The following is a 15,139-nucleotide window of genomic DNA, read 5'->3' as shown; positions in this document are numbered from 1 at the left end:
TCCCCATCCTCGTCAACTCATAATTTATAATACTTATTCTCCTTATGAGTCCTGGCGCTTGTTAATAATTTATATCTCTCTATCCTCCTCTATCAAAATATTCAGCATCTCACTGTATTAATTAAATAATAGACTGAAAGCTTATGAACCTTTTGCATAAGCTTTCAGTCTATTATATTCGTTCTATGGTCTAAACGTCAATACTTTTGATAACAAATTCACTAAATTTTAATTAATTCTAAACGTTCGCTTTTTGTTCAATAAGCTTTGCAAGAGAATGTGCCATTTTATCTAATTCACTTTGAACTTTGCCCTCGAGCATTACTCTTACTAATGGCTCTGTGCCTGATGGCCTTATAAGTACTCTACCACAACCATCTAATTTTTCTTCCATTTTCTTTATTTCTTCTATTATTTCACTATCAGTTTCATGAATGTTTTTTTTATCATTAGGTACTGTTGCATTAACTAACACTTGTGGAAGTTCTACCATCATTGATGCAAGTTCTGATAATGGTTTCCCTGTTTCTTTAATTACAGTTGCTAGTTGAAGACCTGATACAAGTCCATCTCCTGTAGTATTAAAATCGAGGAAAATCACATGTCCTGATTGCTCTCCACCAAGGCTATAACCTTCCTGCTGCATTAACTCAAGAACGTACCTATCTCCTACTTTTGTTTTAACTGTAGCTATGTTTTCCTGCTTCATTGCAATATCAAGCCCTAAATTACTCATAACTGTTACTACTACTGTATCTTTAGTTAATTTCCCAATACTTTTTAGATGTTTTGCACAAATAGCAATAATAAAATCTCCATTTATAAGATTTCCCTTTTGATCAACTGCCAAACATCTATCTGCATCGCCATCAAAAGCTAATCCCAAATCACAATGATTTTCTTTAACAAATGCCATTAAGTGCTCAGGATGAGTTGATCCACAGTCTTTGTTTATATTTATGCCATCTGGATCATTGTTAATAACTAAAACCTCTGCTCCAAGTGATCTAATAGCCTTTACTGATGTGATGTATGAAGCACCATTTGCACAATCTAATGCTATTTTAAGTCCTTTTAAATCCCCTGAGATAGTAGACTTAGCAAATTCCATATAATCCACCACTGCATTATCATTAACTGTTTTCTTGCCTAAATCTCCCGCTATTGGTGATGGCACTTCTTTAAAATCACTTTCTATAACTGCTTGTATTGTATCCTCTAATTCATCAGATAATTTGAATCCATTTTTATCAAAGAACTTTATTCCATTATATTCTACCGGGTTGTGAGAAGCCGAAATAACAATTCCTGCATCTGCTCCATATTTTCTTGTTAAATACGCTACTGCTGGCGTTGGTACCACTCCAAGGCATATAGCCTCTGCTCCTACTGATAAAATTCCTGCAACTAAGGCAGATTCTAACATGTCTCCTGAAACCCTTGTGTCCATTCCAACTATAATTTTAGGTTTGTGTGCTCCGTCTGTTAGAACAAAAGCTCCTGCTCTTCCTAACTTATATGCAACCTCTCCTGTTAATTCTGTATTTGCTATACCTCTTACTCCATCTGTTCCAAACATTCTACTCATATTTTCTACCTCTTTCCAAATATTCTATAGGTTTACTATAGGGCATCTTAAACAAAAACACTAATCAATATGTTAGTATTTTATTCCCAAAGCCCAACTTTGTCATTCTTTTATAAATATTAATTTAATTTCATAATTCAACAAAAACACTTTATAATATGTATATCATAATTTGCATTATACTACAATACCAGATATTTGTAAAAACATCCTATCCTCTTACAATATGTTAATAAAAAAAGTACATATTACTTAACCTGTTTTAAACAGCCTTTAGTAATACATACTTTTGTCATGTTATTCATATACATGTTTATTATTTATTTATAAACTTTTGCCTGCTCTTTACCACTTAAAACTCCTATACCGCCTTGTGCTAGTGCTAATAATTCATCTTCACCTGGGTAAATAACCACATCAGCTATAAATTTAACTCTTGAAGTTATATAATTACATACAGCTTCTCCGTAAGCAATTCCACCAGTTAAAATTATAGCATCAACTTTTCCTGATAAAACAGCTGCGCAACTTCCGATTTCCTTAGCTACTTGATATCCCATAGCTTGAATTATTAATTTAGCCTTTTTGTCACCAGCTTGTGACATTTTAAGTGCATCACGTACATCATTGGTATTAAGATAAGCGACAAAGCCACCTTTTCCGTTTATCTTTTTTTGTATTTCAGCTAAAGTGTATTTTCCGCTAAAGCACAATTTAGCCAAATCACCTGATGGTAATCCTCCAGATCTTTCTGGTGAAAATGGGCCATCTCCATCAAGTCCGTTATTAACATCTATAACTTTTCCATTCTGATGAGCTCCTACCGTAACTCCTCCACCCATATGTGCAACTATTAAATTAACTTCTTCATATTTCTTACCATTTTCTTTTGCATACCTTTTAGCTACTGCTTTTTGATTTAATGCATGGAAAATACTTTTTCTATCTATATCTGGTATTCCTGATAATCTAGCAACATCTTTCATTTCATCTACTACTACTGGATCTACAATAAATGATGGTATATTTAATGATTCCCCTATTTCATTTGCAATTATTCCACCTAAGTTCGCAGCATGTTGACCTTGAACTCCAATTTTCAAATCACGAAGCATAGCTTCATTTACTGCATAAGTACCACCTTCAATCGATTTTAAGAAACCGCCTCTACCTACAATAGCATCTAACGTATTAATATCAAAATTCTTTTCCTTAAGAACGTTTAATATAACGCTTTTTCTAAATTCTAACTGTTCAAATATACTATTAAAGGCATCTATTTCTTTTGATGAATGTCTTAAGGTTTCTTCTAATATCTCCTTTTCATCCTCATATACACCTATTTTAGTAGAAGTTGAACCTGGATTGATGATTAATAATTTATATGACATATTGTTCCTCCTTTATGCTATACAGTTCACTAAATAAATTTCAAATATATATACTAATATGTTTTCTAATTTCTAAATAATCAGTACTTTTATTTGTTATATTCTGCAACTAATGCCGCAAGAGCTATAGAATGTAATTTTGTCTCTGGAGAATCAGCTCTAGAAGTTAATATAACTGGAGCAGAAGTACCTACTAGTAATCCACCGTTCTTAGAAGGAGTACCATAAGTCAAAGTTTTGTACATAATGTTTCCTGCCTCAATATTAGGCATCAAAAGAATATCTGCTTTCCCTGCTACTGGACTTTGTATCTTTTTATGTTTTGTAGCCCCTTCTGATATTGCTATATCTAATGCTAAAGGTCCATCAATAATACAGTCCTTTATTTGACCTCTATCTCCCATTTTTGAAAGCATTGCTGCATCAAGTGTTGCAGGCATTCCTGGATTTACTACCTCTACTGCACAAACTACTGCAACTTTAGGAAGCTCTACACCACAAGCTCTTGCTACTGCTACTGAGTTTTTTATTATAGCGATTTTTTCTTTTAATTCTGGATACATATTAAATGCAACATCTGTTATAAATATTAACCTATCATAACCTGGTATTTCAAATACTGCTACATGGGACATTTGTTTGCCGGTTCTTAACCCCACTTCTTTATTTAAAACAGCTCTTAAGAATGTGGCCGTATCTACTAACCCTTTCATAAGCATATCCGCTTTTCCTGAAGATACAATCTGAACTGCAGTTAATGATGCTTTAGAAACACTTTTTTCGTCTATAATTTCAAATTCACTAACATCCATACCTATGTTTTTAGCAATAAACAATATTTTTTCTTTATCTCCTACTAATATTGCATTTGCTATACCATTTTTCTTAGCATCACGCACTGCCTCAAGCACTGGTTCATCCTGTGCTACAGCTACTACTACAGTTTTCATTCCTTGTGCTTTTGCTGTGTCTAAAATTTTATCAAAAGTTTTACTCATTCAATTACACTCCTTAAATTTTATATTTTGTTTATACTTTTGTATTAATTTTGATCCTTACCTGATATATATTTATCATTCTGTTTTCTGTTTTATGTTTTTTATCTTCTGTACCATTTTAACAAACTTTATAAAGAAAAATCAATAGTTTATAAAAATTATTATATAGCCTTCCAACTTTTCATTACACTTTCGGCAATTTTAAGTCCATCAACTGCTGCAGAAATTATCCCACCTGCATATCCAGCTCCTTCTCCTGCTGGATATAGCCCTTCTAAAGATATACTTTGAAATTGTTCATTTCTATCAATTCTTACTGGTGCTGATGTTCTTGTTTCTATACCTGTAAGTATTGCATCATTTCTTGCAAAACCATTTATTTTATGTTCAAACTTAGGTAAAGCTTCTTTTATTGCATCTGTTACATAGCTAGGTAAACAGTTAGTAAGATTGGCAAATTTATAGCCTGGTGTATAACTTGGTTTTATACTGCCTATTTTATCACTAACATTGCCTTTAAGGAAATCACCAACTAATTGCACTGGTGCATTATAGTTCTCTCCCCCTATCTTATAAGCTAGTTCCTCATAATACCTTTGAAACTCAATACCAACAAGCGGATTATCTGAGGCGAAGTCCTTAGGTCCTACAGATACCACTATTGCCGAGTTTGAATTTTTTTTATCTCTACTATACTCGCTCATACCATTTATTACAAGTTTTCCTTTTTCCGATGCTGCGGACACTACTTCCCCTCCTGGACACATACAAAAACTGTATACTGCTCTATCCAACTTGTTGCTTTTATAAGTAAGCTTGTAATCTGCAGCTTTTAGTCTGGGGTGACACGCATATTTCCCATATTGGTTCTCATTAATCATATCTTGTGGATGCTCTATTCGAACCCCTACTGCAAACGGTTTACTAGACATAGATACACCATTTTTGTATAACATCTCATAAGTATCCCTAGAACTATGACCTGGTGCTAAAATTAAATTATCACAAGGTATTTCTTCTCCATTTACTATTATACTCTGCAATTTTCCATCTTTAATCCTAATATCTTCAAGTTTACTATTAAATTTTACTTCTCCACCTAAATTAATAATAGTCTCACGAATATTTTTCACAACATCTTTTAATACATCTGTACCTATATGAGGCTTTCCAGTATATACTATTTCTTCTGGCGCACCAGCCTTTACAAATTCTTCTAATATGTAATCACATCGAGTGTCCTTTATTCTTGTGGTTAGCTTTCCATCTGAAAAAGTTCCTGCTCCACCTTCGCCAAATTGCACATTAGATTCTGTATTTAATACTGCTCTTGTCCAAAATTTATTTATTGTTTTTGTTCTATTTTCTACCTTTTCTCCTCTTTCGATAATTAAAGGATTGTATCCTTTTTGTGCCATAAGAATACCTGCAAACATACCTGCTGGTCCCATTCCTACTATTACTGGTCTATGATTCATTTTTTTAGTTCCAAATTCAAATTCAGCCTTATATCTGTCTTCTTCAAGTTTAACATCTTTATTATTCGCTCTCGATACTACCTTCATTTCGTTATCCATTGTAATATCAACTGCATAATTAAACTTAATATTGTTTTTTTTCCTAGCGTCTATAGATTCTTTAGCTATTCTAAACTCTTTTATTTCGGTACCCGAAACTCTCATTATCTTTGCAACTTTTGTCTTTAAATCATCTATTGGTTCATCTATATTCAAAGTTATATTATTTACTCTTATCATTAGTTGTTGGTACCTCCGTTTGTTTTTTCGTAATAGTTACCCCTACTTTATCTGGGTTATGCGATATCAAGGTTACCCCTTTTGGCACAGACACAATTACCTTTACACTGTTCTTACCCTCTGTTAAACCTGCTAAATCCACTTGTGCCGAAACCTTATTTAAATCTAAATAATTAATAACTGATTCTACTCCGGAAACCGATAATGATGTCTTATTGTTATCTAACGTCGCTTCATAGTTTGCATTCAAATTATTGGCCTTGATATCTAAGCTTAAATCCTTTTGGACTGTCTTATCTACCTTTTCTGCCTTATCTGCACCATTTGCCACATTTTGATTATTCAAATTAACTTGGACCTTAACCACATTACTACCACCAGCCAAATTTAAACCATTTGGTACTATAATCTTTGTATTTATTGTTGTGCTCTTATTTATTTTACTTAAATCAACTGCTTCTGTATTTAAATATTTCAGATTATTAAGTTCAGTTAAGCTTCCTGTTATATCCAACGCCTCAGGTACAGCTTTTATACTTTCTAGTGTATACTTAGAATCTAAACTTCCTGTGGTTTTCACAGTAATCCCTACAGATTTTGTCTTTTTAACAGGAATCTTAACATTAATATACGCTGGACTTACAACTACATTTTTTATTTCTTTTCCCGATTCATCTACCGCTTTAAGCTTATATTTTCTTGATATATCCGCTTCCAAGCCTTGTATATTTTCGTTTATCACTATTTTTTTAACTGTATTTATTAACTTTGAAGCTCCTGATACCGTAGCATAATCCGAAGATAATGCTGGAGTTGATGCGTAATAACCCTCTTTAGGTTTTCCGCTTATGTTTACATTTATAGGCAACTTCTTCTTAGTAAGTTCATCTAGCTGTATTGTTATAAAAAGACTATCACTATTTACCACATTTATATTATCTGGACTTTTTTTTATTTCAATAGGTATCTTATATTCCCCACTTTTAAGTGCATACGGGCCTAAGTCCGCCACAACTGTGAAATCTGACGCTTTCTTATTTAGGAGTAAACTAGTATTAGCTCCTTTAATGTTTAGTGATGTTGTTAAATCTTGTCCTGGAGCTAAAACAAGATTCGACTTAGTTAATACCTCTGTATTTAAAATCTTCACAGGAATATTTCTAATTTTATAAGCAGTCAATGGGTTTTCTGTTCCTGTTATGAAAAGCCATAACGCAAAGGCAGCTATTACGCAGCAAATTTTAATTATTAATTGTTCTTTCCGTTCTTTATCCATGCCTTTACTCTCTCCTTTAATGTTACTTTTTTAGTTTGTCTTCTCTTTATTATTTGAACAAGTACATTTTTAAGTTTATCCTTGTCATAGTTTCTCATTAATCTCCCATTCATTGCAAGAGATATAACTCCTGTTTCTTCTGATACTATTATTGTTAGAGCATCTGATGTTTCTGTTATCCCAATGGCCGCTCTATGTCTTGTTCCTAGTTTTTTGCTTATTTTGTCATTATTTGTTAAAGGCAAAAAACATCCTGCAGCAATTATTCTATCATTTCTAATTACCGTAGCTCCATCATGAAGGGGGGTGTTAACTACAAATATATTCTCTAACAAAGCAGCAGATATTACAGCATCTAAAGTATTTCCAGTTTTAATTATTTCTCCAATTCCTGTTCTTTGTTCTATTACTATTAATGCTCCTGTTTTACTTTTTGATAATATCTCAACAGCATTAACAATTTCAATTATAACCTTCTCCATTACCTCTTCATCTTCAAATATGTGCTTATCAGCAAAAGCCGTTCTTCCAATATGCTCTAAGGCTCTTCTTATCTCTGGTTGAAAGATTATAACAATTGTCAAAACACCTATTGTTATTGTTTTGTTTAATATCCAGTTTAAGACTGTTAAATTAAGTAACTGACTTATTGGAATAAGTACAAAAATAAAAATAATTCCTTTTAATAACTGTATAGCTCTTGTTTCTCTCATTAGCATATAACTTTTGTAAAATATAAAAGCTACCACTAGTATATCTAGAATTGAAGATATACTTATATTCTTGATTGTATTCATAATCAACTTATATACTTCCATAAAGCTCACACCCCTCTACTAAAACTCCTACTTCCAATTATACACTATGCTTTGGTTTATTAGTATATATTATAAGTTATTTTTATTATAACAATTAAGCTTATGCTAAAAATCATTCTATTAAACATATGTTACTTTTAATTTAAAATGGTATAATTCTGTAATTTAACTAGAATAATATATGTATCATATTAATATACGAATATAATAAAATTAATGAGGGAGTGAATTATGTTGGGTGCGAATAAAAATAATATATATAATGGCAATGAAAGAAAAAACTTTAAATTAATACTTTTTTTATCGATTGTTATGCTCTCCACAGGTGTTTTCTTAATTAGTTACTATTCATCTATAACTAAGGTATATAATTCCTATAAAACTACATTAATAACCAACATTAATGGTATCAATGATGCTAATAAAAATGTATCACAATTTAATAGCAATCAAACAATAGATATTGACTATGCAAAAAAACAATTGCCTAAAATTATTAACAATCTATCCATTTATAGAGATAATTTATTAAATTCAGAACCTACTAGTAAATACAAAAAAGATAGCGATAATTTAAAGTCTGGCCTAGATAAAAATTTATTAATATATAGGCAAACTTTAGCAATTTTAAATAATCCTTCTGGAAATGATGTAGAAACATCTATGGATAATCTTAAAACTTTTAGAAATGACTGCATAAATTTTTATTCATTAATAGATATTCATAATACTTCAATATCACTACCAAAAATATCTTTAACTTTCATTGATAATGTGCTTGATTTCAGTGATACCGCTGTAATGATAAAAAAGGAAACTGATATTAAGTCACGTCAAAATCAGGAATTTATTAGTGATATTGATGGCCTATCCACCGATTTCTTAAATACTAAAACTAATCTTTACTCAAATGTAATAAAAGTGAGAAAAAAAGAGATATCCTATGATACTCTCTCAAAACTAGTTGATGATAATTTCTCAAAACTAAATAATCTTCAAAGTACCTTTGAAATTATAACAGTGCCTACGTCTGCAATTCCCACTTATGAATCCTTTAAAATTGTATTAGATAAATATGAAAGTTACTTAAGTGATTTCAAACTTGCAATGACAAGTGAACATTCTAAAACTTCAAATACATCGATGACTCCAAAAGTATTGAATGCTTTATATACTTCATCCGATACACTATTTAATGACATAGAAATTTCATATGCTAATTATATTAAAACTTGTGCTAAGCTAAAGAATAAATAAGTGTATATTATACTATTTACACTACTTTATGATATATAGTAAAATATTAATGTATTATTTTCAAACTCTAGGTCACACTATATTAGCCGAAGTAAAAAATACGCGGAGGAACCAAGCATCTGGGGTGAATCACTATTGTGTAGGTTAAACCTTTCCCGAACCCGTCAGCTAACTCCGTAGGCAAAAGGAGAGAAAAATATGAAAAAACTTACTTTTTTATCATGTATGGTGCTAATATTGTTTTTAGTATTTCCTAGTTTAAACGTAAGTGGTGAACATTTGTATTCATTTGGATCAGAGAGTAAAGATTTATATAATGAGCAAGTAGAGGCAGTAGCAGTATTTAATCAGTCTAATAATTCAATTTATATTACCAATAATGATATTTATTTAATGTCTCAAGTTGTATATGCTGAGAGTTGTGGTGAGTCTGATAACGGCAAACTTGCAGTAGCATCTGTTATATTAAATCGTGCTAGCGATGGTCATTTCCCAAAGTCTATTTCTGGTGTTATTAATCAAAAGAACGCTTTCTCATGTGTTAAAAATGGAAAGGTAATTCACAATGGCAAATCAAATGTTATCCCTAATTCAGCCTGTTACAACGCAGTACTCGCTGCATTGAAGGGTAACGATCCCACTTATAATGCTGTTTTCTATTATAATCCTGAAATAGCTACTTCAGGATGGATGAAAAGTATCAACAAAACTAATATAAAGACAATAGGAAATCATGTTTTCTTTGTAGTTAAATAAAAAAGTATTGTCTCTAAACTTAAAACCAGACAGTTAACTTTCGTTAACTACCTGGTTTTATTAATTATATTAGATAAATTAAAATAATTAAAAATGGATTTATGGTTCTATTTATTATCATGCAACTTATCCACATAAGAAACCGCAGATAATGCTGCTACTAGCCCTTCCCCTGCAGATTTCATATACTGATATGGTGTACCTGTACAATCTCCTGCTGCATAACAGCCTTCTATATTTGTTTTCATATCTCTATTGACTTTTATATGCCCATTCTCTATCTCAATACCTGGCACTAACTGACTCGGTGATACGCTGTCTCTTAACATGAAAACACCATCTGTCACTATTTCACCTTGATCTAATATTATCTTAGTAACTACATCATTACCAACTATTTTTAAAGGCTTGTGATTTACAATTTCTACATTTTGATTTAAATTATATTCACCTTTATACATAGGAATAAAATATGTTTTCTCGCTTAACTCACTTACATAATTAGTTTCCTCTACGCTTTTTTTATTATAGCCAACTATAACAACTGTTTTCCCCTTATATAACGGAGCATCACATGTAGCACAATAGCCTACTCCCTTGCCTAAAAATTCTTCTTCTCCTATTAATGGCTTAGTATATTCTATCCCTGTAGCTAAGATTATGGCTTTAGCCTCATAGCTCTTTTCATTTACCATCAGAGCAAAATAATCTCCCATAGCATAAACATTGTTTATTTTCTCATTTACAATGCCTATACCCATTGCCGCAATATGTTCTGCAAAACTATTTTTAAGTTGGATACCTGTAATGTTATATAGTCCTAAAAAATTATTTACCTTTGCCGCTTTTGATATTTTCGAACTTAAATCCTCACTTCCAAAAATTATTATATTTTTATTTCTGATTTTAGCATTAATTGCTGCCTCTAATCCTGCTGGTCCTGTTCCAATTATAGCTATATCGTACCTTGCATTCATAATTTTTCCTCCTCATATTCTTATTGTATGAACAAAAATTAACATTTTTATTTATAATGGTTTATTTTAAATTTACGAAATGTTATATCACTTTAAAAATGGAGATATCTATTTAAATTATAAAAATTCAAATAATCTATCTCCAAAACATTTTATTAACTCTTATGTTATTTTATTTTTTCATTCATTTTGTAAGTGCTTTTATAACTTTAATGTTACTTAAAATTTTATAAATTTTTCTCTATTACTTTCTTAAGCTCTGCTTTAGGTCTAAATCCTACTAAAGTCTCTTTAACAGAATCCTTATTAAATACCATAACTGTTGGAATACTTGAAATTTTATATGTCGATGCTATTATAGGACTTTCATCCACATTTATTTTCGCAAATTTAACGTTCTTACCCATTTCATTTGCTAACTCTTCAATTACTGGACTTAACATTTTACAAGGTCCACACCAAGGTGCCCAAAAATCAACTACAACTATATTATCTGAATTCGCTATTTCTTCATTAAAATTTATATCATTAACTTCTTTAATCATATTATTACCTCCGTTTATTATACCCCATAAGGGTATGTATATATTGCTATTATTGTATACCTTATAATATTACTAGTCAATAATATTACTAGTCAATAATACAACATACCGACTTTTTCTATATTGCTATTTTAATGTGTAACATAATTTAAGAATTTCTGCTACACCTTTTGTAATTAGTATACCCAAATAAAAACTTTAAAATGTCTATTACACCTTTGCTATATTATTTATTTTATGTACCTAATATTTTCTTTACTATCGAGTTCTTATATAACGAATTTGGAAATTGTTTCACTAGTTTTTCTGCATAAATCTTTGCTTTATTTGAATCTATATCTTTATTTATTAAAATTAAATTATATAAGACTTCCTCGGTATAACTTCCCCTGGGAAATTGTTTTATAATAAGCTCATAGTATTTAACAGCATTTTGAAAGTCAGAACTCGATTTATAACTTACTGCTAACATATAAATAATATGTTCTTGTAAATAATTCCCTTGCGAATATGGTAATGCGTATAAAAAACACTTTTGAGCCTTATTGTATTCTTTATCACGTATACTACTTACACCTTTATCATAAAAATAAAGTACTCCCTTGCTTTTAATAATTTCTTCACCTTTTACCATAAGTAACTTATCATTCATCTCTAAATCAGTATTTTTCCATCTATTCACATATGTAATTATTTGCTCCATATTATTTTCCTTTATACTTACCTTAAATTGTTCACGTGGAAATCCATTAATTTCTTGTGCTTTGTTTACTACTGCTTTGCCTGCACTTGCGCCTGTTTTATCCACCTTAGTACTCTTATTGTTTTCTACTAACTTATCATTTTGTAATTTTTGAGCACCTAGTATTGAAATATGTTTTATATTATAAATATTTTTATAACCTATGAAAATCACTATTATAATTAAAAATGTGCTAACAGTAACTGCAGCAATTTCCTTAAAATTTATTGTTCTCTTTAGGCTTCCATATTTTATTAATGTTTTTTTATTAATAATTGCTTGAGCATTCTTTTTATCTACTTTTATAACCTTATTTATATATTGTATCGCTTTATCATATTCACCTTGCTTTATATAACAAAGACTTATATTGTTATTCACATTTATAAAATTAAAGTCACTGTCTTGGCACCGCTCTAAAATCTTTAAAGCCTCACATATATTTAATTGCTTTATTAGCTCCAACGCACTTACATACAATTGTAATCTTTTCTTATCCCTGATACTATCGGTTAGGTACTTTTTTGATACTTTATCATTATTTCTTTTATAATTTATGTCCCACATTTTCTTAGCATTCTCTAAATCACCTTTTAGATAATATAAAATACCTTTTAAATTCAATGCAGCAGCATTCGTACTTTTTAAAGAAATACTTTTTTCACAAAGATCTAATGCCTTGTCTATATATCCATCATTGTACTTATTCATTGCTTTTACATATATTTTCCCTGATTTATCCATGTATTCACCTTTTATTCTATATATTTATAATTACTCCAATTATATCATAGGAAAGATAGTCTTTAGCATCTATTCATAATCTTTTATAGTCTTCGTTATTTTAGCCACATTTATTTCTTTAATTAATTATTATGATACCATGAGGATGAATCTGCAACAATAATTATTTTATTAGTACTTCTACTATTTGTTGCAATTACATCTTATTATCTAAATAAATTTTAATTTTATTACCAATAATTTTTCAACTTTTTGGTTATAATTCAACACTAATATTATTAAAATATTATATATAGATACTAGGAGGCGCACATGATCAAACAAAAATTTTCTCTTTATATATATCTTTTAAGTGCTATTCTTGTATTAATTCTTTCAATATTTATATATGTAATTATTACTCATATTTGTTATATCAAATTACCATAACAAAATATTCATATGATGAAACTTCAAATCCTGATTCATTAAAGCCATTAATAATTAATTCATACCTAATAATATTCTAAAAAACGAAAACTAAAAATACATATTTTTTAGTTTTCATTTAATATCAATCTAAACGTGCCTCATTATAATTATTCACTCCTGCAAATTACTTTTATAAAACTCCCCTATTGATTTACTTATAGATCCTACAATTTTTCCTTGATACTCATCAGATTTTAATTTTTGTTCTTCCTCATAATTTGATAAAAATCCACATTCCACTATGACACTAGGCATAGTATCATTCTCCCTTAATATTTTATAAGAACTTTTAGCCGCTTTAGGTACTCTTTTATTATTAGGATCTAAATCCATCTTAAAGTTTCTCTGTATTGCACTCGCTAGTATAGAACTATCTTTATAATTTGAGTACCATACTTGTGCTCCATAATATTTACTCTCGGTAAAGTAATTCAAATGAATACTAACAAACATATCACAACTGCTAGATTCTTTTAAATCACACCGCCTTCTTAAATCTTCACGATACTTCTGTCTTATAGTACCCTTATTTGAATAAAGCCCTGTATCATCTTCTCTTGTCATAAATACCTCATATCCTGCCTTTTGCAAACTAACTTTAAGTTTTGTTGCTATAATTAAATTAATGTTTTTTTCTACAGTCCCGTTCTTCGAACTAGCTCCACCATCCATTCCACCATGCCCAGAGTCAATAAGTATTTTTTTATTACCCGCTTGATTAGAATTCATAGTCTCCTTTGCAATGCCTAAATTTATACCTATAAGACTTACTATTCCTATAGCAATTACCATGACAATAGCTATCAGCTTATTATTTCTGTACTTCAATTCACCCATCCTTTTATTTATTGCTATGTGTAATTTTATTCAACTTATCAATGATTTATTATTATTTAAATATTCTAAAAATAATAAATACACCACGCGAGTTTTATTGCATATTATATAATATATTATTTTATTTTTAGAGGTGATTTAATGTATAATTTAAAACCTAAAATATTTAATTTTGAATCAGTACAAGGGATTTCTAAAAAACAACTAGATGAACATTACAAATTGTATACAGGTTATGTAAGCAAATTAAATGAAATTTGGAATACTCCATACACACCTGATGATTATACCGATAGCAACCCCACTTATTCTAAAATGCGTTCTTTAAAACTTGGTGAAACATACTCCTTGAACGGCATAAAACTCCATAACCTTTATTTTGAAAACATTACTGGAGGTAATAATATCCCTTATGGTCCAATATTTAATGCTATAATAAATCAGTTTTTTACCTATGATAATTTTATATCTTACCTTACAAATGTCGGCTTATCAATGAGAGGTTGGGCTGTACTTACCCTTGATCTACTTGATAACAGTTTACACATAATAGGAAGCGATTCACATGATAATGGCTCAGTATGGCTTTCTTGTCCGATACTAATAATGGATATTTACGAGCATGCATACTTTATGGATTTTGGAATAAATAGAAAAAAATATATTTCCACATTTATTGATAATATAAATTGGAATATTTTAAATGAAAGGTTCGAGAAATACATTTCTCCCCTTAAGTCTATGGATATGGCATCTAAGACTATTAACAGAAGCAGATATTATCATTATCCTTACTAAAAAAATATCCAAATATATACTAATTATTTTTTAGTTATACTTTTGCTTTATATTTTTTATGTATTTTTAACAAAATCGAGTAGGAGCTAAATAATTAGTTTATTTAGCGACCTCTCACACCACCGTGCGTACCGTTCGGTACACGGCGGTTCAATAGAAATTAATGTTTTAATAAATATGTTTC

13 protein-coding genes and 1 riboswitch are annotated in these 15,139 nt (G+C 30.0%); of the genes, 3 read left to right on the top strand and 10 right to left on the bottom strand.

Annotated elements, in window-relative coordinates:
• Window positions 1–238 precede the first annotated feature (238 nt).
• From glmM to cdaA, 6 genes are all read right to left on the bottom strand, one after another.
• Window positions 239–1,588 carry a phosphoglucosamine mutase gene (gene glmM, locus KPL37_RS11280; protein ID WP_216149380.1) on the bottom strand — a complete coding sequence of 450 codons (1,350 nt, stop codon included), beginning with the start codon at window positions 1,586–1,588 and terminating at the stop codon, window positions 239–241.
• Window positions 1,589–1,908: 320 nt separating this feature from the next.
• Window positions 1,909–2,979 (bottom strand): butyrate kinase, encoded by a 1,071-nt coding sequence (buk, locus tag KPL37_RS11275; protein ID WP_216149378.1) that lies wholly within the window; start codon window positions 2,977–2,979, stop codon window positions 1,909–1,911.
• Window positions 2,980–3,068: 89 nt separating this feature from the next.
• On the bottom strand, window positions 3,069–3,977 hold the full coding sequence (gene ptb / locus KPL37_RS11270; protein ID WP_216149376.1) for a phosphate butyryltransferase: 909 nt from the start codon (window positions 3,975–3,977) through the stop codon (window positions 3,069–3,071).
• A 161-nt stretch (window positions 3,978–4,138) separates the two neighbouring features.
• A complete protein-coding gene (locus KPL37_RS11265) occupies window positions 4,139–5,734 on the bottom strand; it encodes an NAD(P)/FAD-dependent oxidoreductase (protein ID WP_216149374.1) in 1,596 nt (531 codons plus the stop codon).
• Complete coding sequence (locus tag KPL37_RS11260; protein WP_216149372.1) at window positions 5,718–7,010, bottom strand: CdaR family protein; 1,293 nt, start codon at window positions 7,008–7,010, stop codon at window positions 5,718–5,720. The genes KPL37_RS11265 and KPL37_RS11260 overlap by 17 nt, the downstream gene beginning before the upstream one ends.
• A complete protein-coding gene (gene cdaA, locus KPL37_RS11255) occupies window positions 6,983–7,828 on the bottom strand; it encodes a diadenylate cyclase CdaA (protein ID WP_216149370.1) in 846 nt (281 codons plus the stop codon). Before cdaA ends, KPL37_RS11260 begins: the two co-directional genes overlap by 28 nt.
• Window positions 7,829–8,059: 231 nt before the next feature.
• Here cdaA and KPL37_RS11250 point away from each other — a divergent pair, with 231 nt between their 5' ends.
• Window positions 8,060–9,085 carry a hypothetical protein gene (locus KPL37_RS11250; RefSeq protein WP_216149368.1) on the top strand — a complete coding sequence of 342 codons (1,026 nt, stop codon included), beginning with the start codon at window positions 8,060–8,062 and terminating at the stop codon, window positions 9,083–9,085.
• Between the two features lie 74 nt (window positions 9,086–9,159).
• A riboswitch (cyclic di-AMP (ydaO/yuaA leader) is annotated at window positions 9,160–9,282 on the top strand.
• A 1-nt stretch (window position 9,283) separates the two neighbouring features.
• Window positions 9,284–9,841 carry a cell wall hydrolase gene (locus KPL37_RS11245; RefSeq protein ID WP_216149366.1) on the top strand — a complete coding sequence of 186 codons (558 nt, stop codon included), beginning with the start codon at window positions 9,284–9,286 and terminating at the stop codon, window positions 9,839–9,841.
• A gap of 107 nt (window positions 9,842–9,948) precedes the next feature.
• On the opposite strand, the gene KPL37_RS11240 is transcribed toward KPL37_RS11245, so the two are convergent.
• From KPL37_RS11240 to cwlD, 4 genes are all read right to left on the bottom strand, one after another.
• Window positions 9,949–10,818 (bottom strand): NAD(P)/FAD-dependent oxidoreductase, encoded by an 870-nt coding sequence (locus KPL37_RS11240; protein WP_216149364.1) that lies wholly within the window; start codon window positions 10,816–10,818, stop codon window positions 9,949–9,951.
• Window positions 10,819–11,045: 227 nt separating this feature from the next.
• The gene (trxA, locus tag KPL37_RS11235; RefSeq protein WP_216149362.1) at window positions 11,046–11,363 is read right to left on the bottom strand and encodes a thioredoxin; all 318 of its coding nucleotides are present in this window, start codon (window positions 11,361–11,363) and stop codon (window positions 11,046–11,048) included.
• 235 nt (window positions 11,364–11,598) lie between these two features.
• Entirely contained in the window at window positions 11,599–12,849 is a 1,251-nt protein-coding gene (locus KPL37_RS11230; protein WP_216149360.1) for a tetratricopeptide repeat protein, read from the bottom strand.
• A 582-nt stretch (window positions 12,850–13,431) separates the two neighbouring features.
• On the bottom strand, window positions 13,432–14,148 hold the full coding sequence (cwlD, locus tag KPL37_RS11225) for an N-acetylmuramoyl-L-alanine amidase CwlD (RefSeq protein WP_216149358.1): 717 nt from the start codon (window positions 14,146–14,148) through the stop codon (window positions 13,432–13,434).
• Window positions 14,149–14,298: 150 nt separating this feature from the next.
• Between cwlD and KPL37_RS11220 the strand changes: the two genes are divergently transcribed.
• Complete coding sequence (locus KPL37_RS11220) at window positions 14,299–14,955, top strand: superoxide dismutase (RefSeq protein WP_216149356.1); 657 nt, start codon at window positions 14,299–14,301, stop codon at window positions 14,953–14,955.
• The last annotated feature ends 184 nt before the right edge of the window (window positions 14,956–15,139 follow it).

It is taken from the genome of Clostridium frigoris, assembly GCF_018861865.1.
GTDB lineage: Bacteria > Bacillota > Clostridia > Clostridiales > Clostridiaceae > Clostridium_AD > Clostridium_AD frigoris.
Note: the sequence above shows the minus strand (reverse complement) of the source record. Positions and strands in the feature narration are given on the sequence as shown.